Source organism: Brevundimonas sp., assembly GCF_035626975.1.
In the GTDB taxonomy this organism is placed as follows: Bacteria; Pseudomonadota; Alphaproteobacteria; order Caulobacterales; family Caulobacteraceae; genus Brevundimonas.
Map to the genome: position 1 here is coordinate 62130 of NZ_DASPMQ010000039.1, position 23211 is coordinate 85340.

The following is a 23211-nucleotide window of genomic DNA, read 5'->3' on the forward strand; positions in this document are numbered from 1 at the left end:
CGAGGGCGCGTGGAGCGGCGGTAAGGAGCCGATGGCGAACGGCGTGCAGATTGGCGACGTATGGGTGCCCGGACGGGTGCTGACCGCGCCCATGACCGGAATCACCGACCTGCCGTTCCGGCGGCTGGCCAGTCGACTGGGCGCGGCCTATGTCGCCACCGAGATGGTCGCTGCCGCCGAGCTGGCCCGCGCCCGCCCGGACGTTGTGCGGCGCGCGGCCGTCGGCGAGGGCCTGCCGCTGACCGTGATCCAGCTGGTCGGGCGCGACCCCGCCGCCATGGCCGAGGGCGCGCGCATGGCCGAACGGGCCGGCGCCGACATCATCGACCTCAACTTCGGCTGCCCGGCCAAGGAAGTGACGGGCTCGGCCTGCGGCTCGGCCCTGATGCGGACGCCGGACCTGGCCTGCCGGCTGATGGAGGCGGCCGTGAACGCCACATCGCGGCCGGTCACGGTCAAGATGCGGCTGGGCTGGGACGACGCCAGCCGCAACGCGGCGGCGCTGGCGCGGCGGGCCGAGGCCATCGGCGTCCGCGCTGTGACGGTGCACGGCCGCACGCGCCAGCAGTTCTATACAGGGATCGCCGACTGGACCGCCGTGGGCGAGGTCAAGGCGGCGGTCAGCGTGCCGGTCATCGTCAACGGCGATATCGTCACCGCCGACGATGCGCGTGCGGCGCTGCTCCAGTCCGGCGCCGACGCGCTGATGCTGGGCCGCGGCGTCTATGGCCGGCCATGGCTGGCGGCGCATCTGGAGCGGGCGCTGGCCGACGGCACGGTGCTTGAGGAGCCCGATGCGGATGAGCGTCGGGCCATCGTCATCGAACACCTCCGCGCATCGGCGTCCTTCTACGGCCTGCCGCTGGGCCTGAAGATGTTCCGCAAACACCTCGGCTGGTACGTCGAACAGGCCCCGTGGCCGGCGGACCCGCTGGAGCGCCGCGCCGCGAAGGCTCGCCTTTGCCGGCTGGAGACACCCGAGGCGGTGGAGGTCGCCCTGGCCGAGCTATGGCGACCGGTGACGCTTTCCGGCAACTCGGCTGTTGATATTGAGCCACAGTTCGCCGAAGCTGGAGCCGCATGACGGACACGCCCTCCACGGCAACCGGACCCGACGCCGCCCCGCTCCGGGGGCCGGCGCGCTGGTTCGCCGGCTGGTCGGAGGAGCGCCGGCGCAACGCCTTCCTCATCGCCTACACCGTGGCGTTCCTGGTCACCATCGCGGCGATCTGGCTGGTGGCGGTGGCCCCGGGCGCCAGTGGCGAGGGTGCACGCGCCATTGCCAGCCAGGCTGTGCTGGTCATCCTGGCCATCAACCTGTTGCTGATTGGCGGCCTGGCGATCGTCGTCGGGCGGCGGGTGTTTTCGCTGTTCCAGCGCCGTACCCACGCCGGGGCCCGGCTGCATCTGCGGTTCGTGACCCTGTTCTCGCTGGTGGCCCTGGTGCCGGCGGTGCTGATCGCCCTGGTGTTCGGCGTCCTCGTCAACCGGGGCGTCGACCAGTGGTTCAGCGGCAATGTCCAGGCCGCGGTCGAGAACGGCGCAACGATCGGACGGGCCTATCTGGAGGACGTGTCGGACGAGATGGACTCGGATCTGGCGGTCATCTCGGAACAGCTGGGAGGGGCCCAGCCGCTGTTCGAGAACCGCATCCAGTTCTCCGACGCCCTGGTCCAGATCGCCGAACTGTTCGGCTATCCGGCGATCTACATCCTCGGGCCCGACGGCGAGGTGCTGGCGAGCGGCGAGAGCGCGGACGCGCCGCCGTATCTGGCCCCGCCGCGAGAAATGCTCGAGGCCGCGTCGGAAGACGGCCCCCCGCCGCAGCAAACGACGGAAGGCCCGGACGCCGTGCGGTCGCTGATGGCGCTGCCGGCCTATGGCGACGCCTACCTCTATCTGGTCCGCCCGCTGCAGCCCGGATTGATCGCCCAGATGCGCAACGGCGAGGAATCGATCGTCGCCTACCGCGAGGCGCAGGAGAGCCGCGAACGCATCCAGGCCGCCTTCGCCCTGAGCTATATCGAAACGGCCCTGCTGGTGCTGGTCGGCGCTGTCTGGCTGGGCATGTCGGCCGCCAGCGCGATCTCGGCGCCGATCGGGCGACTGGTTGAAGCGGCGGACCGGGTCGCCGGCGGCGATCTGACCGCCCGGGTCGAGGGCGAGGAGGGGCCGGGCGAGATCAAGACCCTGACCGCCGCCTTCAACCGGATGACCGGCGACCTGGAGGCGCAGCAGGCCGCGCTGAGGGCCGCCAGCGAGGAGGCCACGGGCCGCAGCCGGTTCATTGAGACGGTGCTGTCGGGCGTTTCGGCCGGCGTCATCGGAGTCGATCGGCGGCGGCGGGTGTCGGCGATCAACGACAGCGCCGTCGAACTTCTGGCCCTGTCGGACGCCCAGATCATCGGTCGGCCCCTGGGAGAGGCGGCGCCGGAACTGAGCGAATTGGCCGGGCGGGCCGAAGCGCATATCGAGGAGGAGATCGACGTCAGTCGGGGTGGCGAGACGCGCCGCCTTCGGGTGCGGATCGAGGGCGGCGTCGGCGGCGAGATGGTCCTGACCTTCGACGACATCACCCGGCTGGTTACGGCCCAGCGCAACGCCGCCTGGCGCGACGTGGCCCGCCGTATCGCCCACGAGATCAAGAACCCGCTGACGCCGATCCAGCTGTCGGCCGAGCGGCTGCGGCGGCGGTATCGCAAACAGGTCGGCGACGACGTCGAGGTGTTCGACCGCTGTACGGAGACCATCATCCGCCAGGTCGGCGACATTGGCCGGATGGTCGATGAGTTTTCGTCGTTCGCACGCATGCCCGCGCCCCGCTTCACCGCCGAGAACCCGGCCGAACTGCTGCGCGAGGCGGTGTTCGCCCAACGCGTGGCGGCGCCCGACATCGGAGTCGATCTGGTCGAGCCGCTGCCCAAGGTCGTCCTGCACGCCGACGGCCGGATGGTCGGACAGGCGCTGACCAATATCCTGAAGAACGCCGGCGAGGCCGTGGCGGCCCGGCGGGCGACGGCGCCGAAGGCCGGCGACGGCAAGCGCCCCGGCGTCTCAGCCCGGCTGGAGGTCGCCGACGGCATGGCCACCTTCATCATCGAGGACGACGGCGTCGGCCTGCCCGCCAAGGATAGGGACCGGTTGACCGAGCCCTATGTGACCACGCGCGAGAAGGGCACGGGCCTCGGCCTGGCCATCGTCAAACGCATCTGCGAGGAACACGGCGGCGAACTGAAGCTGGCCGACGCCGAGCAACTTGCGGGCGCCCGGGTGTGCCTGATCTTCCCCCTGAAATCTCCACTGCAAGCGGCCGCGGCCGGAGGCAAGGACGCGAAGGCGTCCCGTCCCTCGACCGTCGCGGCCGGCGAATAGCGAGGCGACATGCGATCCACGGGAGCCGATATTCTGGTCGTCGACGACGAGGCCGACATCCGCGAGCTGGTCTCGGGCCTGCTCGAGGACGAGGGTCATGCCGTGCGGACGGCCTCCAACTCCGACGAGGCGCTGGCGGCGATCCGGGCGCGCAAGCCGTCACTGGCCCTGCTGGACATCTGGATGCAGGGCGGCGGGCTGGACGGGCTGGAGCTGCTGGATGTCATCAAGGAGCTCGATCCCGACCTGCCCGTGGTGATGATTTCCGGCCACGGCAATATCGAGACGGCGGTCACCGCCCTGCAACGCGGGGCCTATGACTTCATCGAAAAGCCCTTCAAGTCCGACAGGTTGGTGGTCGTAGTTCAACGAGCGCTGGAAGCGACCTCGCTGAAGCGCGAGAACCGGCGCCTGCGGGCCCAGGTCGCGGCGCCGACGGGTTTCATAGGCCGGTCCGCGGCCGCCCAGACCCTGCGCAGCACGATCGCCAAGGTCGCGCCGGCCAACAGTCGGGTGCTGATCTCCGGCCCGCCGGGCAGCGGCAAGGAGCTGGTGGCGCGCCAGATTCACGAGGCCAGCGCCCGGGCGCGCGGCGAGTTCGTGGCCATCGCCGCCGCCGGCATGACGCCCGAACGGCTCGACCTGGAGCTGTTCGGCGAGGAGGGCCAGGACGGACGGCCGAGCAAGATCGGCGTGTTCGAGCGGGCCCACAACGGCACCCTCTACCTCGACGATGTCGGCGACATGCCGCGCGAGAGCCAGAGCCGCATCCTGCGCGTGCTGGTCGAGCAGCGCTTCCGCCGGGTCGGGGGCGAGCAGGACGTGCAGGTCGACGTGCGGGTGATCACCTCGACCTCGCGCGACCTCAAGCAGGAGATCGCCGAAGGCCGCTTCCGCGAGGACCTGTTCCACCGGCTGAATGTGGTGCCGATCCGCGTGCCCGCCCTGTCGGAGCGGCGCGAGGACATCCAGGAACTGGTCGATTATTTCATCGAGACGCTGGCGGTGTCGCAGGGCCTGCCCCGGCGGCGGCTGGGCGACGACGCGATCGCCGTCCTGCAGGTGCACCCCTGGCCGGGCAACGTCCGCCAGCTGAGGAACAACGTCGAACGGCTGCTGATCCTGGCGACCGGCGACGTCAACGAACCGATCGGGGCCGACGCCCTGCCGCAGGAGGCGACCAGCGCGGGATCAAGCGGCTCCCTGGGGGCCGAGCGGATCATCGCCCTGCCGCTGCGCGAGGCCCGCGAGGTGTTCGAACGGGAATATCTGACGGCCCAGATCATGCGCTTCGGCGGAAATATCTCGCGCACGGCCGCCTTCATCGGCATGGAGCGGTCGGCGCTGCACAGGAAGCTGAAGTCGCTGGGCGTGTCGCCCGCTCGCGGCGTGGTCGAAGACGAGGAAGAGGGAGCCGTCGAGGCATGAGTCGGGTCGCCTATGTCAACGGAACCTACCGGCCGCACGGCGAGGCGACGGTCCATGTCGAGGACCGCGGCTTCCAGTTCGCCGACGGGGTCTATGAGGTCTGGTCGGTGTTCGACGGCCGCATGGCCGACTTCGACGGCCATATGACCCGCCTGCACCGCAGTCTGAACGAGCTGCGCATTGACACTCCGATGAGCCGAGAGGCCCTGACCCGGGTGCTGCAGGAGACCATCCGGCGCAACCGGGTGCGCAACGGCATCGTCTATCTGCAGGTCACGCGAGGCACGGCGCGGCGCGACCATCCGTTCCCGGCCGAGGGCACGCCGCCCAGCGTCATCGTCACCGCGAAGTCGATCAGCGCGGCGAAGAGCGAGGCCATGGCGGCGAAGGGCGTCGCGGTGATCACCACCCCCGACATCCGCTGGGGCCGATGCGACATCAAGACCGTCGGCCTGCTGCCGAACGTGCTGGCCAAGCAGGAGGCGCGAGAGCGCGGCGCCTATGAGGCCTGGATGGTCGACGAGATGGGGCTGGTCACCGAGGGTTCCTCCACCAACGCCTGGATCGTCGACGAGAACGGCAAGCTGCGCACGCGGGACACCCAGGCCAACATCCTGAAGGGGATCACCCGCACCGCCCTGATGGCGATCATCGAGGACGAGGGCGTCGAGCTGGACGAACGCCCGTTCAGCGTCGACGAGGCCAGGCGCGCCAGGGAGGCCTTCTTCACGGCCGCCGGCGCCTTCGTCATGCCGGCGGTGTCGATCGACGGGGTGAAGATCGGCGACGGCAAGCCCGGGCCCATCACGACGAAACTGAGGACGCTATATCTCGAACAGGCGAAACGCGACGCCATCTAGGTTGCGGCGCCGCACGACGGGTGGCTAAGGTGGCGGGCCGGACGTCCGATCTGGTCCCGACCGCTCCCCCGGCCGGCGAAACAATCAAGAACAGGCTGAACCTGCCATGTCGCAAGACAAGTCCAAAAACCTTCAGGACACCTTCCTCAACAGCGTCCGCAAGACCAAGACGCCCCTGACCATCTTCCTGGTCAACGGGGTCAAGCTGCAGGGGATCGTCACCTGGTTCGACAACTTCTGTGTGCTGCTGCGCCGCGACGGCCAGTCGCAGCTGGTCTACAAGCACGCCATCTCGACCATCATGCCGTCGGCGCCGGTGCAGCTGTACGAGCCCGAGGCCGACGAGGACTGAGCTTCGGCCGATCCCCGGGGATAGCCCCGCGGCCGTGGGATCCCTATCTGTCGTCATCGCCCGACCACCAGAAAGCTGCACGCCCACTTGGCCACCCCACTGATCGACCACGCCGTCCCGCTGATCCGGGCCATCGTCATCCACCCCGAGCGTTCCGGCTTTGGCGCCAGCGAGAGCTCGCGGCAGGCTGAAGAGCGTCTCGAGGAGGCCGTCGGCCTCGCCCGGGCCCTGGACCTCGACGTCCGCGCCGGGGAGGTCGTGCGCGTGCGCAAGCCCGCGCCCGCCACCCTGTTCGGCTCGGGCAAGGTCGAGGAGCTGGCCGCGTTGGTCCGCGCCGCCGAGGCCGAGGCCGTGGTCGTCGACGACGACCTGTCGCCCGTCCAGCAGCGCAATCTGGAGAAGGCCTGGGACTGCAAGGTCATCGACCGCACCGGCCTGATCCTGGAGATCTTCGGCCGCAGGGCGCGGACGAAGGAGGGCCGGCTGCAGGTCGAGCTGGCGCGGCTCGACTATGAGCGCTCGCGGCTGGTGCGGACCTGGACCCACCTCGAGCGCCAGCGCGGCGGCACCGGCTCGACCGGCGGTCCCGGCGAAACCCAGATCGAGCTGGACCGGCGCCTGATCGCCGACCGGATCGTCAAGCTGAAGACCGAGCTGGAGGAGGTGCGCCGCACACGCGGTCTGCATCGCAAGCAACGCCAGAAGGTCCCGTTCCCGGCCGTGGCCCTGGTCGGCTACACCAACGCCGGCAAGTCGACGCTGTTCAACCGGCTGACCGGTTCGGACGTGGTGGCCAAGGACCTGCTGTTCGCCACCCTCGACACCACCCAGCGCACCATCCGCCTGCCGCAAGGGCGACCGGCGATCGTGGCGGACACCGTCGGCTTCATCTCCGACCTGCCGCACGAACTGGTCGAGAGCTTCCGCGCCACGCTGGAGGAGGTCGGCGAGGCCGACCTGATCCTGCACGTCCGGGACATTGCGTCGCCGGACTCGGACGCGCAGGCGAAGGACGTCGAGGCGGTGCTGAAACAGATCGAGACGCCCCCCGCCCCCAATGGAGAGCCCAAGACGCGCCGGGTGCTGGAGGTCTGGAACAAGATCGACCGGCTGGACGACGAGGCCCGCGAGGCGGTGCTGGGCCAGGCGGAGCGGCTGCGGGCGCAGGGCAAGGCGGTGGCCGTGTCGGCCTGGACCGGGGAGGGGATCGAGGCCCTGCGCGAGACCATCGCTTCGCTGATCGACGACGACCCGGAAACGGAGCTGGTGCTCGACCCGTCGCAGGGTGAGGCGCTGGCCTGGCTGTACGAGAACGGCCGGGTCACGGGGCGCGACACGGACGACGAGGGCCGGACGCATGTGGTGGTGCGGCTGCACCCGGCGGCGCTGGGGCGGTTCGAGCGGCAGTTCGGCACCTAAGCATAGGGGGCTTGCGGACCGATGTTCCGCCACCCACTTCGCAACCTATGCCTTATCCGATCGAAGAGAAGCTGGTTGTCGGGATCAGCTCGACCGCGCTGTTTGACCTGACCAAGGAACATCAGATTTTCCTCGATGAAGGCCTGGAGGCTTTCCGAAAATACCAAGCAGACAATGCGGCAGTGCCGCCGGAGCCAGGCGCGGCCTATCCGTTCATCAAGCGGCTTCTGCATCTGAACAAGGTGTTTCCGGATCAAGCGCCCGTTGAAGTCGTGATGATGTCTCGGAACGATCCTGAGGCAGGGCGCCGGATGATGAACGCCATGCCGCACTATGGCTTGGACATCACGCGATCGTTCTTCTTGTCCGGATCAGCGCCTTATCCCTACATGAAATCCCTGAACGCTTGCTTGTATCTCAGTACGAACAAGGAGGAGGTGAAGGATGCCATCGCTCAAGGTCATCCTGCCGGGCATGTGCTGCCCTGCGCCGCCAAGGATGATGACGACGACAATCAGCTTCGGATTGCATTCGATTTCGATGGCGTCCTAGTCGACGATGAGGCCGAGGCTCGCTACGCCGACGGCGGACTCCCCCTGTTTCACCACTACGAGGTGGCCAACAAGGATCGACCGCTGAAGGATGGTCCTCTCATGCCGCTTCTTCAGAAAATTTCTGGCATTCAACAGATCGAGCGAGACAACGCGCACAAGGTGAATGACCCGGCGAAGGCAATTCGGGTCGCAATCGTGACCGCGAGAAACGCGCCCGCTCATGAGCGCCTGCTTAACACGATGAAGAATCTCGGGCTTGAAGCTGACGAGTTGTTCTTGTTGGGGGGTATTGAGAAGAAGAACATTCTTGATGTTCTGCGGCCGCAGATATTCTTCGATGATCAGATTGGTCACCTTGAGCCAGCTGCCGAGAGCACCCCGTGCGTTCACATCCCGTTCGGCATCCGCAATCAATGAGGCGGTGCGACCACGTGTTTGTTGAGTTCGGGGCCGTTTAGCTGACTCGCTCCGCCGCCTTCGCCGCGTCCCACAGTCCGTCCATCTCGGCCAGATCCGACTGTTCCGGGGTCCGGCCCTCCCTCGCCAGTTCCGCCTCGATGAACCCGAACCGCCGCACAAATTTGGCGTTCGCCCCGCGCAGTGCGTCCTCCGGCTCGACCCCCAGCTTCCGCGCCAGGTTGGCGACCACGAACAGCAGGTCGCCCATCTCGTCGCGGGCCTTGTCGAGGTCGCCGGCTGCGATTTCGGCGCGGAGTTCGGCGACCTCCTCGTCCAGCTTGTCGAACACTTCGTCAGTGGAGGGCCAGTCGAAGCCCACGCGGGCCGCCCGCTTCGTGAGCTTCGCCGCCCGCGCCAACGCCGGCAGGCCGACGGGCACGTCGTCGAGCACGCCGTGCTGTTCCTTCGACTTGCGCTCGGCGGCCTTGATGTCTTCCCAGCGCGCCTTCTGGGCCGCGCCGTCCGGCTTGGCCGCTTCGTCGCCGAACACGTGCGGATGGCGGCGCTCCAGCTTGTCGGCGATGGCGTTCGTGACGTCGTCGAAGGCGAACAGACCCTGCTCCTCGGCCATGCGGGCGTGGAAGACAACCTGGAACAGCAGGTCGCCCAGTTCGGATTTCAGCTCGTCCATGTCGCCGCGCTCGATGGCGTCGGCGACCTCATAGGCCTCCTCCAGCGTGTAGGGGGCGATGGTGGCGAAGGTCTGCTCCACGTCCCACGGACAACCGCCGACCGGGTCGCGCAGCTTCGCCATGATGGCGTTGAGGCGGTCGATGGGCGTCATGCGGGCTCCACGGCCGCGCCGTCGCGAGCCTCGAGCGCCTTGCGGATCTCATCATGCCGCGCGGGGGTCAGCGGATAGCCCTTCAGCACCAGCGCCGCCGCGGCCAGCAGCAGGCCCGGGACGAGGATGAACAGGATCTGCAACGTCAGCAGCGAGCCCTCGCTGTTGCCCTCCGGCCCCGGAAGGGCGCGAAAGCCGACCCACTGCAGGATCAGATAGGGGATCAGCGCCACGACATGGCCGATCTTGGTCGTCGCCGACAGGATGGAGAACATCAGGCCGGTGCGGTCGATTCCCGTGTCCAGCCGCACCTCGTCGCCCGCGTCGGCCATCATGGCCCGCAGCAGGAACAGGCCGGCGGCGTAGGGCAGGCCGGCGATGAACATGACGACGGCGGTGATCGCGAAATTGCCGCCCGGGACGAGAGTGGCCCCGATGTAGAGGACGGCGAAGATCAGGCTGGCGGTCGCCAGCGCCTTGTCCTTGCCGATCTTCGTCGCCAGCCACGCCCAGATCGGGGCGCCGAACAGGCCGGCGATGAAATACAGCAGCATGAACAGCGACGCCTCGGTGTGGTCGTAGCCCTTGATCTGGCCGAAGAAGAAGAACAGCAGCGAACCGGTGATGCCCGGCGCGACGCCCAGAAGCAGATCGGCGAACAGCAGCTTGCGCACGGTCTTCTTGCCGAACAGGGACAGGTAGGCCCTGGGCCCGCCGTGCGGGGCGGCGCCGGCGTTGACCGGCTCGGGCACGACGAACATCGCGAGGCCGATGGTGACGGGCAGGGCGATCATGATGGCCCAGCCCATGATGCGGACGCCGGCGGCGTAGTCGCCGATGCCGGTCTTCACCACCACGGTCGGCAGGATCAGGATCAGAATCACGCCGACGATGTTGAACACCTGCCACCAGCCATAGACCCGGCTGCGCTGGTCGTATTGCGGCGCCAGAACCGAGGCCCAGCCCAGCTGGCCGAGGGTGCCGACCGAGAAGCCGAGGTAGAGGACCAACAGCCAGCCGAACAGGTAGGCGGGGCCGGCCCCCGGCTGGACCACCACGAACATCATCAGCGCCGACAGCATGAGGATGGGCGTCGAAAGGGCCATCCACGGACGGTAGCGGCCCCACTTCGTCCTCGTCTTGTCCATGCCCCAGCCGATGAAGGGGTCGAAGACGATGTCGATCAGCCTGACGGCCATGAACACGGCGGCGACGACGCCGAGCTCCAGCCCGACGAAGGTGGCGTAGAATTCGGGCAAGGTCACGGGCAGGGCGACGCCGAAGGCCGCGAGCGGCAGGCATGGCCCCGAGAAGGCGGCGAGGATGGCGTTGGAGCGGCGCGGGGCGCTGGCGGCCGGGGCGACTTCGGTCATGGATGGGATCCGGAGGCGTCGGCCCCTGAGTCGGCCGCAGCGTCACCATGCCGGTTTTTGCGCCCACGCGCATGGCCCGGAATCGTGTCGCGGATGTCGTGGGTGTCGTCGTTGTCGCCGATCGGGATGTCGCGGTTGTCTTCGGGGGATTGTCTCTGTCGGGAGTCGGCTTTCGAAGACGGCCCCTTGCCCTCGGGCCCCGGCTCGGGCTTGCTTCGGTCATGGCGTTGACCCGTGCCTTCCTGAGTCTCGTCGTCCTCGGGGCCGCGCTCCTGGCGACACCGGAGCGCGCCCTTGCCCAGGCGCCCGGGAGCGCGGTCTGCGACGCGGGCGATATCGAATGGGGCGCACCCGCGCTGGCCAACGCCATCTCCCACTATTCGCTCGAGTGGGCTCCGTTCGGAGCGACCGAATGGGGCTGGGAGACCTATCTGCCCCTGATCCAGAAGGAACTGGGCACCGACTGTGCTCCCGGCTCTCCGGCCTTCGCCCGCGCCCTGGCCGGGTTCCAGGCCGCGCATGGCCTGCCCGCGACCGGCTGGTTCGACCAACCCACGTTCCAGGTGTTCCGCGGCGTCTGGCAGGAACGCCGCCCCTTCATCATGGCCCGGGTGCGCGATGAGCCATGCCCCGAGCCGCCGCCGCTGTATCAGCTGGGCTATCTGGTCGAGTCCGAGGAGCACGCCGACCGTCTGACCCGCCTGCTGCGCCGCGACGTGCTCGCCGCCTACCGGTTGATGGTCGCGGCGGCGCGGGAAGAGGTCCCCGAGGTCGCCGCCGATCCCGAGCTGCTGCAGATATTCTCCGCCTTCCGCGATCCGGAGGCCGACGCTGCGCGCTGCGCCGCCCAGGGCAATTGCGACGGACTGCGGCGCGCCGTCTGCTCGCCGCACCGGACCGGCACCGCCGTGGATCTGTATGTCGGGCAGATCGTCGGCCTCGGCGTCGACGACACCTCGCCCGCCAGCCGTCTGCACATGACCCGGAGCCCGACCTACCGCTGGCTGGTCCGCAACGCCGGACGGTTCGGCTTCGTGCCCTATGTCTATGAGCCGTGGCACTGGGAGTGGGTCAGCCCGGCCGGCGGCTATGCGGCGACGCCGTGATCCGGCCGCTGACGCCCGGCGAGACGGATCTGGCCGGAGAAGCCTTCGGCGAGCACCTGCGCACCGACACCGTCCGTTTCCTGTCGTCACCCTGGCCATTCGACCGCGCTTTCGTGGCGGGGCGCTGGTTCGGACGGGAGTGGATCGTCTGGCCCGGGCGGGCCCTTCCGGCGGACATCGCCGCCGCGCCGCTGCGAACCCAGGCCGTGTTGATTCATGAGCTGACCCACGTCTGGCAGGCGCAGCAGGGGATCAACCTGCTGACCGGCAAGCTCAGGGCCGGCGACCGGCCAGCGTCGTACGAATACCCCCTGGGCATGGACTGCGCCTGGGGCGATCTCAACATCGAGCAGCAGGCGATGGTGGTCGAGCACCGGTTCCGCCTGATCCGCGGCGGAGCGGCCCCGGCGGGAGCCGAGTTCTACGACCGGGTCTGTCCGCTGGGCCCGCGGGTCAACGGCTAGGCCCCCGGCTTGCCGCCGTGAGAACGGACCCCATATCGGGCACTGTAGTTGTTACGGATAACGCCCATGCTCCAGGCCATTGACCGCCAGCCCGCCATCTTCTTCGGCCACGGCTCACCCATGAACGCGCTTGGCGGGCCCCATGCGGACGCCTGGCGCGAGATCGGCGAGGCGGTCGGCAGACCGAAGGGCGTGGTCATGGTCTCCGCCCACTGGGAGACCGGCGGACTCGCCGTGACGGCTCAGGCTGAACCGGAAACCATCCATGATTTCGGCGGCTTCCCGGCTGAACTGCATGCGATGCAGTACCCGGCGCCGGGCTCGCCCCAGTTGGCCGCGCGGGTGTCGGAACTCACCGGCGCGACGCCGACAACGCAGTGGGGTCTGGATCACGGAACCTGGTCGGTGCTGGCCCACGTCTGGCCGGAGGCCGACGTGCCCGTGGTGCAGCTGTCGCTGGATCGGCGCCTCGACGCCCGGGGCCATTTCGATCTGGCTCGCCGGCTCGCGCCCCTGCGCGACGAGGGGGTGGTGATCGCCGGATCGGGCGACTTCGTGCACAATCTGCGCACCTGGAAGCGGGCGGGCGGCGAGCCCTACGAATGGGCCAGCCGGTTCAACGAGGCCGTCAAGGCGGCGCTGGTGCGAGGCGACGACGCGGCCCTGATCGACTGGGTCGGCCTGGCGGAAGACGCGCAGCTGAGCGTGCCGACCGACGAACATTTCCTGCCGTTGCTCTACGTCGCCGCCCAGCGCCTGCCGGGCGACGACGTCCGTTTCTTCAACGACGTCATCGAGGGCGGATCGATCTCGATGACGGGTGTAATGATCGGCTGATCAGCGGCGCTTCAACATCGCGTCCACCGACCACGGGCCGGCGCCGGCCGCGACGAAGTACAGCCAGACGAAGCAGTACAGGGCGATCGTCTCCCCTCCGTTGACGATGGGAAGGGCTCCCTGACCGGCGTGAACCATCCAGTAGCCAACGGCGCAGAAGCCGGAGGCCAGGAAGGCGGCCGGGCGGGTGAACAGGCCGATGACCAGCAGGGCGCCGAGAACCAGCTCCAGCGGGCCCGAGAGACCAGCGAGGCTCAGGCCCGGCGCCGGCAGGCCCTCGATGGCGGGGAAGCCGAGCACCTTGGCCACCCCATGGCTGACGAACAAAAGGCCGGCGACGATGCGCAGCAGGCTTAGAAGCTGCGGCTGCCAGGTGGAAACGCGGTCGAACATGAAACCCTCCTTCGATTGAGACGGATAGCCTGCAACAGTAACGGTTTCAGTTCAATGGCCAAGCTCAGGCGGCCTTGTCGAGCTCCGCCATCTGCTGGATCGCCACATAGTCGGTCTTGCCGGTGCCCAGCACAGGCACCTCTCCGACACGCATGATCTTCTTGGGCACGGCCAGTTCCGGCGCGCCGTGGCTGCGGGCCCATTCGGCGAGGCGGGACACGTCGGCGTCCTTGCGGTCGGTCACCAGCACCAGCTTCTCGCCCTTGCGGCTGTCGGGGACGGAAACCACCGCGTGGCGCGCCTCGGGCCAGACGGCGCTGGCCAGGCCCTCGACCGCGGTCAGCGACACCATCTCGCCGCCGATCTTTGCGAACCGCTTCACCCGCCCCAGGATGCAGACGTAGCCCTCCCGATCGATATCGACGATGTCTCCCGTATCGTGCCAGCCGCCCGCCAGCGGCTCGATCGCGTTCGGATCGTCCGGCGAGAGATAGCCCTTCATGACATTGGGTCCGCGCAGGAACAGCCGACCGCCGTGGTCGATGCCGTCGACCGCCTCGAGCTTCCATTCGATGCCCGGAAGAATCTGGCCGACCGTTCCGGGCCGGTTGCGGTCGGGGTGGTTCACGGCCACGACCGGCGCCGCCTCGGTGGCCCCATAGCCTTCGAGCAGCTTGAGACCGTGGAAGCGGGTGTTGAACAGGTGGTGAGTCTCGTCGCGGACCCGCTCCGCGCCGGCGACCACGAACTTCAGGGTCGAGAAGTCGTTCGGCCCGGCTACGCGCGCGTACTGGTTCAGGAAGGTGTCGGTCGCGAACAGTATGGAGGCCTTCACCTGCGGCAACAGTTCGACGATCTGCTTGGCGTGCAACGGCGAGGGATACTGGAACGCCTTAAGTCCCTGGAGCAGCGGCAGCAGCACGCCGCCGGTCAGGCCGAAGCAGTGGAAGGTCGGCAGGGGGTTGAACATGACCCAGGCGGGGTCCAGCGCGATGTGCTGCGCCACCTGGCGACAGTTGGCCACGAGGTTCCACTGGCTGAGCACCACGCCCTTGGGCGCGCCGAAACTGCCCGAGGTGAACAGTACGACCCCTGGCGACGAAGGCTCGGTCTTCACCCGGAACCGTTTCGGCATGAGGCCGGCCATCAGACCGTACAGCTTGTCCGGCAGGCCGATCGAGGCGCGCACGTCGTCCAGCCAGACGACCTCGGCGACCGTGCCGATCTCGGCGATCAGGTCGTCGATCTTCGCCTGGGTGACGAAGCGTCTGGCGGTTAGCACTTTCTTGACGCCGGCGGCCTTGATCGCCGCCTTGATATTGCTCACGCCGGCGGTGAAATTGATCATCACCGGCACGCGGCCGTGGGCGTGCAGGCCATAGAAGGTGACCACCACGCCCATGCTCGACGGGAGCAGAATGGCGACCCGCTCAGACGGCTCGGTCATGGCCGCGATCTTGCGGCCCAGGACGAAGGCGGCGCGGATCAGACCGGTGTAGGTGAGGGGCTTGCGATCCTGATCCTCCAGGATCTCCTTGTCGCCGTAGGTGTCGCGGGCCGCGATCAGGGCGTCGAAGATCGTTTCCTCGACGGCCTTGGGGTCCAGGGGTACGCGCAAAGACAGCCTCCGTGGCGCGTTGGCCGCGCCTTGTCGGGGGCAAACTAGAGCGCGGCGGGGACATTGAAAAGATACGTTACCTTGCGTGAGTTCCGTCCTCGCCTTGCCTTCGTCTCGTGGAAGGACGACATAGCGGTTTCGCACCGCCCGGAGTCCGCGACGCCTTGGTCACGCTGATCGACACCCTGACGAAGACGCCGGCCGAACTGCGTCACCCCGAAAAGCAGAACCGGCCCGAGACGGCGGTGCTGAAGAAGCCGGACTGGCTGCGGGTCAAGGCGCCCGGATCAGGGCAGTATAATGCGACGAAAGCCATTGTCCGCGACAAGGGGCTGCATACGGTCTGCGAGGAGGCGGCCTGCCCGAACATCGGCGAGTGCTGGAGCCAGAAGCACGCCACCCTGATGATCATGGGCGACACCTGCACGCGGGCCTGCGCCTTCTGCAACGTCAAGACCGGCCTGCCGCAGCCGCTGGACCCGGAAGAGCCGGCCAAGGTCGGGCTGGCCGTTCAGCAGATGGGCCTGAATCACGTTGTGATCACCTCAGTCGATCGGGATGATCTCTCGGACGGCGGCGCGGCGCACTTCGCCGAGGTGGTCCGCCAGATCCGCCTGCAGGCGCCGGGCACGACCATCGAGATCCTGACCCCCGACTTCCTGCGCAAGGACGGGGCGGCCGAGGTGATGATCGACGCCACACCCGACGTGTTCAACCACAATCTCGAGACCGTGCCGCGGCTGTATCTGAAGATCCGGCCCGGCGCCCGCTACTTCCACAGTCTGCGCCTGCTGCAGATGGTCAAGGAGCGCGACCCCAACCAGTTCACCAAGTCCGGCATCATGGTCGGCCTGGGCGAAACACGCGAAGAGGTCATGCAGGTGATGGACGACATGCGCTCGGCCAATGTCGACTTCATCACCATTGGCCAGTACCTGCAGCCGACACGCAAGCACGCAGCCATCGAGCGGTTCGTCACGCCGGAAGAGTTCAAGGCCTATGAGGCGATCGCCCGGGCCAAGGGCTTCCTGATGGTGTCGTCCAGCCCGCTGACCCGGTCCTCGCACCACGCCGGGGAGGACTTCGCCCGGCTGAAGGCGGCGCGTCTCGCCCAGACCGGACGCTGAGCCGCCGTTGGCCGTCCACCGCGTCACCCGCGTCCTTCCCTATGCTCCCGACCAGCTCGCAGCGCTGGTCGCCGACGTGCGCGCCTATCCGGAGTTCGTGCCGTGGGTGTCGTCGATGCGGGTCTGGGGGCCGCGCGAGGAGGCGCCGGGCGTGACTCTCGTGGACGCAGAGGCCGGGGTCGGTTTTTCCTTCCTGAAGGAGCGGTTCTCAACCTGGGTCCGGCATGATCGCAATGCGCCGAAGGTGGAGGTCGGCCTGCTGCGCGGGCCATTCCACCACCTGAAGAACCGCTGGGAGTTCTTCCCGCACCCGGATGGGACGCGAGTCGAGTTCATGATCGACTTCGCTTTCAAGGCGCGGATCCTGGACGTGATGCTGCAGGCCAACTTCGATCGCGCTGTCGGCAAGCTGATGCGCTGTTTCGAGGCACGGGCGGCGCATCTGTACGGCCCGAAGGGGTGAGCTTCGACTTCGACGCCGTGGTGGTCGGCGCCGGCGCGGTCGGGCTGGCCGGCGGGCGTTCGCTGGCGGCGCGCGGCCTCTCGGTTCTGGTGCTCGAGAAGGAACCCCATATCGGCCAGGGGGTGTCATCGCGGAACAGCGAGGTGATCCACGGCGGCCTCTACTATCCAACCGGATCGCTGAAGGCCCGATTGTGCGTCGAGGGACGGCGGCTTCTGTATGCCTTCCTCGACAGCCACAAGGTCGACTACCGCAAATGCGGCAAGCTGGTCGTGGCGACCGAGGACTCCGAGGTCGAGCAGATAGAGGATATTTTCCGGCAGGCGGTGGCCAACGACGTGGAGGGGCTGGAGCATCTGACCGGGCCCCGGGCGCGGGCGCTGGAGCCGGGGCTGAACGCCCACGCCGCCATCCTGTCGCCCGAGAGCGGCGTGTTCGACAGCCACGGCTACATGCTGGCCCTGCAAGGCGAGATCGAGGACGCCGGAGGCGCTGTGGTCGTTTCGACGCCGTTCGAGCGGGCCCGGCGGCTACGGGACGGCGGTTTCGAGGTCACGGCCGGAGGGGAGGGCGGGGCGACCCTGACGACCCGATTTCTGGTCACCGCGCCCGGACTCGCCGCGCAGGGTGTCGCCGCCTGCATCGAGGGCTATCCGGCCGAACACATTCCCGCCGGGCGTTTCGGCAAGGGCGTCTATTTCCGTCTGGCCGGCAAGGCGCCGTTCGAGCGGCTGATCTATCCGCCGCCAATCCCCGGCGCCCTGGGCACCCACTACCGCAAGGACCTCGGCGGGCAGGCGGTGTTCGGGCCGGACCTCGCCTATGTGGAGGCCGAGGACTATTCGGTCGATCCGGCCAGGGCGGCCGCGTTCGAGGGCTATATCCGCCGCTTCTGGCCCGGTCTGCCGGAGGGCGCCCTGACGCCCGATTACGCCGGCATCCGCCCGAAGCTGCACGGGCCGGGCGAGCCGCAGCCGGACTTCCAGCTTCGCGGCCGTGACGATCACGGGATCGACGGGCTGGTCGCCCTGTTTGGCATCGAGAGCCCCGGCCTGACCAGTTCGCTTGCCATTGGCGACGCCGTCGCCGAGATTCTGCACCATGACTGAGATCATCATCCGGGAGGCCGTAACGGCGGACATCCCCAACCTGCATCGCCTGATCGAGAGCGCCTATCGCGGCGAAGCGTCCCGCGCCGGCTGGACCACCGAGGCCGATCTTCTGGGCGGGCAGCGCACCGACCCGGACGATCTGGCCGGAATTCTCGCGGATCCGGCGCAGGCGCTGCTGACGGCGTGGCGGGGCGATGAGCTGGTCGGCTGCGTGCTGATCGCGGACCGGGGAGAGGGGACGGGCTATTTCGGCATGCTGTCCGTCAGCCCGACCCTGCAGGGCGGCGGGATGGGGCGTCGGCTGGTTGAAGCCGCCCACGGGGCCCTGGCCGGGCGTTTCGGTGCGCACCGGGTGCGCATCTCTGTCTTCCCGCAGCGTGAGACGCTGATCGCCTGGTACCGGCGGCTCGGCTACGAGGCGACGGGCGAGACCCTGCCGTTTCCCTATGACGATCCCCGGCTTGGCCTTCCGCTCCGGGACGATCTGCATTTCATTGTGATGGAACGCGCGCTGGCTTGACCGTTCCGGCGCGAGGCCGCACTCGCTGGACATGGAACTCGTCACGCCCCGACTGACCCTGCGCTCCGCGCGCCCGGACGATCTGGAGGCCATGCACGCCGTCCTGTCGGACCCGCGCGCCACCCGCTGGTGGTCCACGCCGCCCCACGACAGCCTCGACCAGACCGCCGCCTGGCTCGACAGCATGATCGCCAACGGCCCCGACCAGCCGGACTTCGTCATCGAACGCGACGGGCAGGTGATCGGCAAGGCGGGCTTCTGGCGCCTGCCGGACGTGGGCTACATCCTGCATCCCGACCATTGGGGGCAGGGGCTCGCGGGTGAGGCGGTGGGAGCCGCGATCGATCACGTCTTCATCGCCGGCGCGGTCGATGAACTGACCGCCGACGTCGATCCGGACAACGCCGCATCGATTCGTCTGCTGGAGCGGCTCGGCTTCGTGAAGACCGGGTTCGCCGAGCGGACCTGGAACGTCGGCGGCGAGTGGAAGAACAGCCTGTACTATGGCCTTTCGCGCGCCGTCTGGAGCGCGCGTCTCCAGACTTGAACTCCCCGACGGGTTCAGGCATAAGCCCGCCCTCACGTGGCGGCTCTTTCGAGGGCCGCCGCAGTTGTTTTCGCGCTTTCGGTCTCTGGATCGGGGCGCCCGACCTTAAGAAGATTGAGACGGACATGGCCGTTCCGAAGCGCAAAGTATCGCCCTCGCGTCGCAACATGCGCCGCGCCCACGACTCGCTGGGTTCGAACCCGCACGTCGAGGACAAGGACACCGGTGAGCTGCGCCGCTCGCACCACATCGACCTGAAGACCGGCACCTACCGCGGCCGCCAGGTTCTGACGCCCAAGGAAGACTAGGTCTTTCGACCGGCCTGGGCCGCCGGCCCGGCGAAGCTTTTCACGGCGCGCGATAGCCTCGCGCGCCGTTTTCGTGCGTTCTGTCCGGCGAACCCAATGCTGGAGACGTTCCATGTATCGCCTCGTCGCCTCCGTCGCCGTTCTCTCGCTGGCCGCCTGCGGCGCGCCGCCCGCCGAACCTGAGGCGCCGGCCCGGCCGCCCGAGCCAGCCTCGGCTCCCGCCGCGCCGGGACCGCCGGTCTCCGCCGCCAACAAGCTGACCGCCCAGGGCTACGGCCCGTTGCGCATCGGCATGACCCGCGCCGAGGTCGAGGCGGCGATGGGGCCGGACGCCGATCCGGAAGCCGTCGGCGGTCCCGATCCCGCGTCCTGCGACATGTTCCGGCCGGCCCGGGCGCCTGAGGGCCTGTTGGTCATGGTCGAGGACGGCGTGCTGACCAGCGTCTGGCTGAGCCGCAACACGGCGGTCGAGACCGACCGCGCCCTCAACGTCGGCGACACGGCGGCCGAGGTGAAGCGGGTTTACGGCGCCGCCGCCGAGGTCATGCCCCACAAGTACGGGGAAGCGCCGTCGGAATACATCACCGTCTGGTCGACGTCCGATCACAAGAGCGCCGCCGCGCGCGGCCTGACCTATGAGATCGGACCGGACGGTCGGGTGGAATCCATCGCCGGCGGCGGGCCGAGCATCCAGTACGTCGAGGGCTGCGCCTGACCTAGGCCGGCATTTCGAACGTCAGCGTCACGGCGTCGGCGGAGCGTTCCGCCGGGCCGTGATAGACGGCCTCGATATTGTTGCCGTCCGGATCGAACACGAAGGCGGCGAAATAACCGGGGTGGTAGATTTTCCGCTCGCCCGGAGCGCCATTGTCCCGGCCCCCCGCCTTCAAGGCGGCGTCATGGAAACGCCGGACCGTGTCTTCATCGGGAGCCTGAAAGGCGAGATGAACCCGGCTCTGCTGATCGCCGGCGTCGATCCAGAACTCGTCCGCCCAAAGGTGGGTCTCCGCCTCATGGACGGGGATGCGCAGCACTTCGAAGACGGCCTTGTAGAAGACCTTGCTCGCCGCGAGATCCCGGGCGCGCAGGTGGACATGGTCGATCAGGCGTCCACGTTTCAGTTCCATGGCCGGCTCCTTTCGCCGCTCAACGCGCGGACCGTATGCGAGGGTTCCTTGCCGTGCCCGTCGTGAGCGGGCTAAACGCAAGCCCTGACAGCCTCCCCGCAGCAAGAGCCACCGCCATGACCGACATCGCCGACATCGTCGCCCGCCAGATCCTCGACAGCCGCGGCAATCCTACAGTCGAGGTCGATGTGATCCTCGACGACGGCAGCTTCGGCCGCGCCGCGGTGCCGTCGGGCGCCTCGACCGGCGCGCACGAGGCGGTCGAACTGCGCGACGGCGACAAGGACCTGTGGGGCGGCAAGGGCGTCGGCAAGGCCGTCGACGCGGTCAACGGCGAGATCTTCGACGCTCTCTCGGGCATGGACGCCGAGGACCAGCGCCGCATCGACGAGGCGCTGATCTCACTGGACGGCACGCCCAACAAGGCCCGCCTCGGCGCCAACGCCATCCTCGGCGTCAGCCTGGCCTGCGCCAAGGCCAGCGCCATCTCGTCGGGCCTGCCGCTGTACCGTTACCTGGGCGGCGTCTCGGCCCGGATCCTGCCGACGCCGATGATGAACATCATCAACGGCGGGGCCCACGCCGACAATCCCATCGACATCCAGGAATTCATGATCCTGCCGACGGGCGCCGAGAGCTTCTCCGAGGCCCTGCGCATGGGCTCGGAAATCTTCCACGCGCTGAAGAAGCAGTTGAAGGACGCCGGCCACAACACCAACGTCGGCGACGAGGGCGGCTTCGCCCCCAACCTGGCGTCGGCCGAAGAGGCGCTGAGCTTCATCACCAAGGCGGGGCAGGCGGCAGGCTATCTGGCCGGGGAGGATTTCCACCTCGGCCTCGACGTGGCCGCGACCGAATTCTTCAAGGACGGCAAATACGTCATGGCCGGGGAGGGCAAGACGTTCGAGGCCGACGCCATGGTCGGCTACCTCGCCGACCTGTGCGAGCGCTTCCCGATCGTCTCGATCGAGGACGGCTGCGCGGAGGACGATTTCGACGGCTGGAAGCTGCTGACCGACCGGCTGGGCGACCGCGTCCAGATCGTCGGGGATGATCTCTTCGTCACCAACCCGGCTCGCCTGGCCGCCGGCATCGGCGAGGGCCTGGCCAACTCCATCCTGGTGAAGGTCAATCAGATCGGCACCTTGTCCGAAACTCTGGACGCCGTGGATATGGCGCATCGCGCCGGCTACACCGCCGTCATGAGCCACCGTTCGGGCGAAACCGAGGACTCGACCATCGCCGACCTGGCCGTGGCCACCAACTGCGGGCAGATCAAGACCGGCTCACTGGCCCGCTCGGACCGTACGGCCAAATACAACCAGCTGCTCCGCATCGAGGAGATGCTGGGCGACCAGGGCGCCTACTACGGCGACGGCATGCTGCTGAAGTAGGGTCAAGGGCTACGGCCAAGCTACGGTTCGTTAGGCATTTTCGGTCAGAACTCGTCAATCGTGAGTTCACGCTCAGAAGGAGCGTCCGTCAGTGCCTGAGCGGATGAAGCCGTATTTCCCGTCAGCCATGCTGCTGCTGTTGATCGCCTATCTGGGCGTTCAGGCCCTGACCGGGGAACGCGGCCTGCTGAGCGGCGGCGAGCGCGACGCCATGCTGCTGCGCCGCGAGGCCCAGCTGGCGGGAATCCTCGAGCAACGGCGCGACCTCGAAATCCGCGTCCGCTACCTGCGCACGGACAGTCTGTCCCGCGATCTGCTCGAGGAGCGGGCCCGGGCCGTGCTCGGATTCACTGATCCCCGCGACTATGTCATACGGGTCACGGCCCCCGCTCCGGACACGGCCAAATCGCCCAGAGCCTGATCGCGGATCAGGCTCCTCTTTCGTTCGCGCGTGAACTTTCGTTACAGCTTCACCGGCGCGCTTTGCGTTTCGGGAACGAAGGCTGCTAAAGCCCCTTTCCGTAACGACAAGAGCTCCTGGAGTCGGGGGCCAGCCGGGAGATGACGGATGGCGAAAGCCCCCGCCGCCAGGACTGATTCAAAGTCCTCGAAGATACCGAACACGCCGCAGGCCTCGAAGGAGGATCTGCTGCGCTTCTACCGCGAGATGGTGCTGATCCGCCGCTTCGAGGAGCGCGCGGGCCAGCTGTACGGCATGGGGCTGATCGGCGGCTTCTGCCACCTGTACATCGGCCAGGAGGCCGTCGCCGTCGGCGTGCAGGAAAGCGTGCGCCAGGGCCACGACAAGATCATCACCGGTTACCGCGACCACGGCCACATGCTGGCCGCCGGCATGGACCCGAAAGAGGTCATGGCCGAGCTGACCGGGCGCATCGGCGGCTCGTCCAAGGGCAAGGGCGGCTCGATGCACATGTTCGACACCGCCACGGGCTTCTACGGCGGTCACGGCATCGTCGGAGCGCAGGTGGCGCTCGGCACCGGCCTGGCCTTCGCCGGCAAATACCGCGGCGACGACAGCGTGGCCTTCATCTATTTCGGCGACGGCGCGGCCAACCAGGGCCAGGTCTACGAGAGCTTCAACATGGCCCAGCTGTGGAAGCTGCCGGCCATCTACATCATCGAGAACAACCAGTACGCCATGGGCACGAGCATCGAGCGCTCGTCCTCGACGACCGACCTGAGTCAGCGCGGGGCCAGTTTCGGCATCCCGGGCGAGCAGGTCGACGGCATGGACGTGCTGGCGGTGCGCGACGCTGTCGCCCGCGCGGTCAAGCGGGCGAGGGAAGGGGGCGGCCCCTTCATCCTCGAGGTGAAGACCTATCGCTACCGCGGCCACTCCATGTCGGATCCCGCGAAATACCGCACCAAGGAAGAGGTCGACGAGGTCAAGAAGACCCGCGATCCGATCGACCACATCAAGACCCTGCTGGACGCCGCCAAGGCGACCGAGGACGAACTCAAGGCCATCGACGCCGAGGTCAAGACCATCGTCGCCGAGGCTGTCCAGTTCGCCCAGGAAAGCCCGGAGCCGGATCCGTCCGAGCTCTACACCGACGTCTACGTGGAGGCCTGA

Annotated in this window: 25 protein-coding genes; 20 read left to right on the forward strand and 5 right to left on the reverse strand. The window is 68.1% G+C overall.

Features of this window, described 5'->3' with window-relative positions:
• The first annotated feature begins 31 nt into the window (after positions 1-31).
• The 7 genes from dusB to VEB62_RS10480 all read left to right on the forward strand — a co-directional run bounded on the left by dusB (position 32) and on the right by VEB62_RS10480 (position 8402).
• Positions 32-1084, forward strand: a complete 1053-nt coding sequence (dusB, locus tag VEB62_RS10450) for a tRNA dihydrouridine synthase DusB (RefSeq protein WP_324799296.1) — start codon at positions 32-34, stop codon at positions 1082-1084.
• Positions 1081-3372, forward strand: a complete 2292-nt coding sequence (locus VEB62_RS10455; protein ID WP_324799015.1) for a sensor histidine kinase NtrY-like — start codon at positions 1081-1083, stop codon at positions 3370-3372. Before dusB ends, VEB62_RS10455 begins: the two co-directional genes overlap by 4 nt.
• A gap of 9 nt (positions 3373-3381) precedes the next feature.
• On the forward strand, positions 3382-4800 hold the full coding sequence (ntrX, locus tag VEB62_RS10460) for a nitrogen assimilation response regulator NtrX (protein ID WP_324799018.1): 1419 nt from the start codon (positions 3382-3384) through the stop codon (positions 4798-4800).
• On the forward strand, positions 4797-5660 hold the full coding sequence (locus VEB62_RS10465; protein ID WP_324799021.1) for a D-amino-acid transaminase: 864 nt from the start codon (positions 4797-4799) through the stop codon (positions 5658-5660). Before ntrX ends, VEB62_RS10465 begins: the two co-directional genes overlap by 4 nt.
• 106 nt (positions 5661-5766) lie before the next feature.
• A complete protein-coding gene (hfq, locus tag VEB62_RS10470) occupies positions 5767-6012 on the forward strand; it encodes an RNA chaperone Hfq (protein WP_055830158.1) in 246 nt (81 codons plus the stop codon).
• An 87-nt stretch (positions 6013-6099) separates the two neighbouring features.
• Complete coding sequence (gene hflX / locus VEB62_RS10475) at positions 6100-7431, forward strand: GTPase HflX (RefSeq protein WP_324799023.1); 1332 nt, start codon at positions 6100-6102, stop codon at positions 7429-7431.
• Positions 7432-7478: 47 nt separating this feature from the next.
• Positions 7479-8402 carry a 5'-nucleotidase gene (locus VEB62_RS10480; protein ID WP_324799026.1) on the forward strand — a complete coding sequence of 308 codons (924 nt, stop codon included), beginning with the start codon at positions 7479-7481 and terminating at the stop codon, positions 8400-8402.
• A gap of 37 nt (positions 8403-8439) precedes the next feature.
• Here the strand turns inward: VEB62_RS10480 and mazG are convergent, their stop codons facing one another.
• On the reverse strand, positions 8440-9228 hold the full coding sequence (gene mazG / locus VEB62_RS10485) for a nucleoside triphosphate pyrophosphohydrolase (protein WP_324799029.1): 789 nt from the start codon (positions 9226-9228) through the stop codon (positions 8440-8442).
• On the reverse strand, positions 9225-10601 hold the full coding sequence (locus VEB62_RS10490; protein ID WP_324799032.1) for an MFS transporter: 1377 nt from the start codon (positions 10599-10601) through the stop codon (positions 9225-9227). The genes mazG and VEB62_RS10490 overlap by 4 nt, the downstream gene beginning before the upstream one ends.
• Before the next feature lie 221 nt (positions 10602-10822).
• On the opposite strand from VEB62_RS10490, the gene VEB62_RS10495 reads away from it, so the two are divergent.
• The 3 genes from VEB62_RS10495 to ygiD all read left to right on the forward strand — a co-directional run bounded on the left by VEB62_RS10495 (position 10823) and on the right by ygiD (position 13008).
• Positions 10823-11707: a D-alanyl-D-alanine carboxypeptidase family protein gene (locus VEB62_RS10495; protein WP_324799035.1), complete on the forward strand. Its 885-nt coding sequence runs from the start codon at positions 10823-10825 to the stop codon at positions 11705-11707.
• A complete protein-coding gene (locus tag VEB62_RS10500; RefSeq protein WP_324799039.1) occupies positions 11704-12171 on the forward strand; it encodes a hypothetical protein in 468 nt (155 codons plus the stop codon). The genes VEB62_RS10495 and VEB62_RS10500 overlap by 4 nt, the downstream gene beginning before the upstream one ends.
• A 66-nt stretch (positions 12172-12237) precedes the next feature.
• Positions 12238-13008, forward strand: coding sequence for a 4,5-DOPA-extradiol-dioxygenase (gene ygiD / locus VEB62_RS10505; protein WP_324799042.1), 771 nt, complete (start codon positions 12238-12240; stop codon positions 13006-13008).
• On the opposite strand, the gene VEB62_RS10510 is transcribed toward ygiD, so the two are convergent.
• Positions 13009-13401: a DoxX family protein gene (locus tag VEB62_RS10510; RefSeq protein ID WP_324799045.1), complete on the reverse strand. Its 393-nt coding sequence runs from the start codon at positions 13399-13401 to the stop codon at positions 13009-13011.
• A gap of 64 nt (positions 13402-13465) precedes the next feature.
• Positions 13466-15019 carry an AMP-binding protein gene (locus VEB62_RS10515; protein ID WP_324799048.1) on the reverse strand — a complete coding sequence of 518 codons (1554 nt, stop codon included), beginning with the start codon at positions 15017-15019 and terminating at the stop codon, positions 13466-13468.
• Positions 15020-15183: 164 nt separating this feature from the next.
• On the opposite strand from VEB62_RS10515, the gene lipA reads away from it, so the two are divergent.
• The 7 genes from lipA (at position 15184) to VEB62_RS10550 (ending at position 19811) form a co-directional block, all read left to right on the forward strand.
• Entirely contained in the window at positions 15184-16146 is a 963-nt protein-coding gene (lipA, locus tag VEB62_RS10520) for a lipoyl synthase (protein ID WP_324799051.1), read from the forward strand.
• A gap of 7 nt (positions 16147-16153) precedes the next feature.
• Positions 16154-16609 (forward strand): type II toxin-antitoxin system RatA family toxin, encoded by a 456-nt coding sequence (locus VEB62_RS10525; protein WP_324799054.1) that lies wholly within the window; start codon positions 16154-16156, stop codon positions 16607-16609.
• Positions 16606-17718, forward strand: a complete 1113-nt coding sequence (locus tag VEB62_RS10530) for an NAD(P)/FAD-dependent oxidoreductase (RefSeq protein WP_324799057.1) — start codon at positions 16606-16608, stop codon at positions 17716-17718. Before VEB62_RS10525 ends, VEB62_RS10530 begins: the two co-directional genes overlap by 4 nt.
• Positions 17711-18241, forward strand: a complete 531-nt coding sequence (locus VEB62_RS10535; protein WP_324799060.1) for a GNAT family N-acetyltransferase — start codon at positions 17711-17713, stop codon at positions 18239-18241. The genes VEB62_RS10530 and VEB62_RS10535 overlap by 8 nt, the downstream gene beginning before the upstream one ends.
• 31 nt (positions 18242-18272) lie before the next feature.
• Entirely contained in the window at positions 18273-18788 is a 516-nt protein-coding gene (locus tag VEB62_RS10540; RefSeq protein ID WP_324799063.1) for a GNAT family N-acetyltransferase, read from the forward strand.
• A gap of 125 nt (positions 18789-18913) precedes the next feature.
• Positions 18914-19096 (forward strand): 50S ribosomal protein L32, encoded by a 183-nt coding sequence (gene rpmF, locus VEB62_RS10545; RefSeq protein WP_123286562.1) that lies wholly within the window; start codon positions 18914-18916, stop codon positions 19094-19096.
• A 112-nt stretch (positions 19097-19208) separates the two neighbouring features.
• Positions 19209-19811, forward strand: coding sequence for a hypothetical protein (locus tag VEB62_RS10550; protein WP_324799068.1), 603 nt, complete (start codon positions 19209-19211; stop codon positions 19809-19811).
• A 1-nt stretch (position 19812) separates the two neighbouring features.
• Here VEB62_RS10550 and VEB62_RS10555 read toward each other — a convergent pair whose 3' ends face one another.
• Positions 19813-20223, reverse strand: coding sequence for a VOC family protein (locus VEB62_RS10555; RefSeq protein WP_324799070.1), 411 nt, complete (start codon positions 20221-20223; stop codon positions 19813-19815).
• 116 nt (positions 20224-20339) lie between these two features.
• On the opposite strand from VEB62_RS10555, the gene eno reads away from it, so the two are divergent.
• The 3 genes from eno (at position 20340) to pdhA (ending at position 23211) form a co-directional block, all read left to right on the forward strand.
• A complete protein-coding gene (eno, locus tag VEB62_RS10560; protein WP_324799073.1) occupies positions 20340-21617 on the forward strand; it encodes a phosphopyruvate hydratase in 1278 nt (425 codons plus the stop codon).
• A 103-nt stretch (positions 21618-21720) separates the two neighbouring features.
• Positions 21721-22038 carry an FtsB family cell division protein gene (locus tag VEB62_RS10565; RefSeq protein ID WP_324799299.1) on the forward strand — a complete coding sequence of 106 codons (318 nt, stop codon included), beginning with the start codon at positions 21721-21723 and terminating at the stop codon, positions 22036-22038.
• A gap of 147 nt (positions 22039-22185) precedes the next feature.
• Complete coding sequence (pdhA, locus tag VEB62_RS10570; protein WP_324799076.1) at positions 22186-23211, forward strand: pyruvate dehydrogenase (acetyl-transferring) E1 component subunit alpha; 1026 nt, start codon at positions 22186-22188, stop codon at positions 23209-23211.

Excerpts from the sequence above, each read along its gene's own strand:
- VEB62_RS10455 (WP_324799015.1), top strand. The coding sequence starts at position 1,081 with ATGACGGACACGCCCTCCACGGCAACCGGACCCGACGCCGCCCCGCTC.
- VEB62_RS10565 (WP_324799299.1), top strand. The coding sequence starts at position 21,721 with ATGAAGCCGTATTTCCCGTCAGCCATGCTGCTGCTGTTGATCGCCTAT.
- mazG (WP_324799029.1), bottom strand. The coding sequence starts at position 9,228 with ATGACGCCCATCGACCGCCTCAACGCCATCATGGCGAAGCTGCGCGAC.
- VEB62_RS10540 (WP_324799063.1), top strand. The coding sequence starts at position 18,273 with ATGGAACTCGTCACGCCCCGACTGACCCTGCGCTCCGCGCGCCCGGAC.
- VEB62_RS10495 (WP_324799035.1), top strand. The coding sequence starts at position 10,823 with ATGGCGTTGACCCGTGCCTTCCTGAGTCTCGTCGTCCTCGGGGCCGCG.
- hfq (WP_055830158.1), top strand. The coding sequence starts at position 5,767 with ATGTCGCAAGACAAGTCCAAAAACCTTCAGGACACCTTCCTCAACAGC.
- eno (WP_324799073.1), top strand. The coding sequence starts at position 20,340 with ATGACCGACATCGCCGACATCGTCGCCCGCCAGATCCTCGACAGCCGC.
- ygiD (WP_324799042.1), top strand. The coding sequence starts at position 12,238 with ATGCTCCAGGCCATTGACCGCCAGCCCGCCATCTTCTTCGGCCACGGC.
- VEB62_RS10535 (WP_324799060.1), top strand. The coding sequence starts at position 17,711 with ATGACTGAGATCATCATCCGGGAGGCCGTAACGGCGGACATCCCCAAC.
- dusB (WP_324799296.1), top strand. The coding sequence starts at position 32 with ATGGCGAACGGCGTGCAGATTGGCGACGTATGGGTGCCCGGACGGGTG.
- VEB62_RS10465 (WP_324799021.1), top strand. The coding sequence starts at position 4,797 with ATGAGTCGGGTCGCCTATGTCAACGGAACCTACCGGCCGCACGGCGAG.
- VEB62_RS10490 (WP_324799032.1), bottom strand. The coding sequence starts at position 10,601 with ATGACCGAAGTCGCCCCGGCCGCCAGCGCCCCGCGCCGCTCCAACGCC.
- VEB62_RS10555 (WP_324799070.1), bottom strand. The coding sequence starts at position 20,223 with ATGGAACTGAAACGTGGACGCCTGATCGACCATGTCCACCTGCGCGCC.
- pdhA (WP_324799076.1), top strand. The coding sequence starts at position 22,186 with ATGGCGAAAGCCCCCGCCGCCAGGACTGATTCAAAGTCCTCGAAGATA.
- VEB62_RS10480 (WP_324799026.1), top strand. The coding sequence starts at position 7,479 with ATGCCTTATCCGATCGAAGAGAAGCTGGTTGTCGGGATCAGCTCGACC.
- VEB62_RS10550 (WP_324799068.1), top strand. The coding sequence starts at position 19,209 with ATGTATCGCCTCGTCGCCTCCGTCGCCGTTCTCTCGCTGGCCGCCTGC.
- rpmF (WP_123286562.1), top strand. The coding sequence starts at position 18,914 with ATGGCCGTTCCGAAGCGCAAAGTATCGCCCTCGCGTCGCAACATGCGC.
- VEB62_RS10510 (WP_324799045.1), bottom strand. The coding sequence starts at position 13,401 with ATGTTCGACCGCGTTTCCACCTGGCAGCCGCAGCTTCTAAGCCTGCTG.
- ntrX (WP_324799018.1), top strand. The coding sequence starts at position 3,382 with ATGCGATCCACGGGAGCCGATATTCTGGTCGTCGACGACGAGGCCGAC.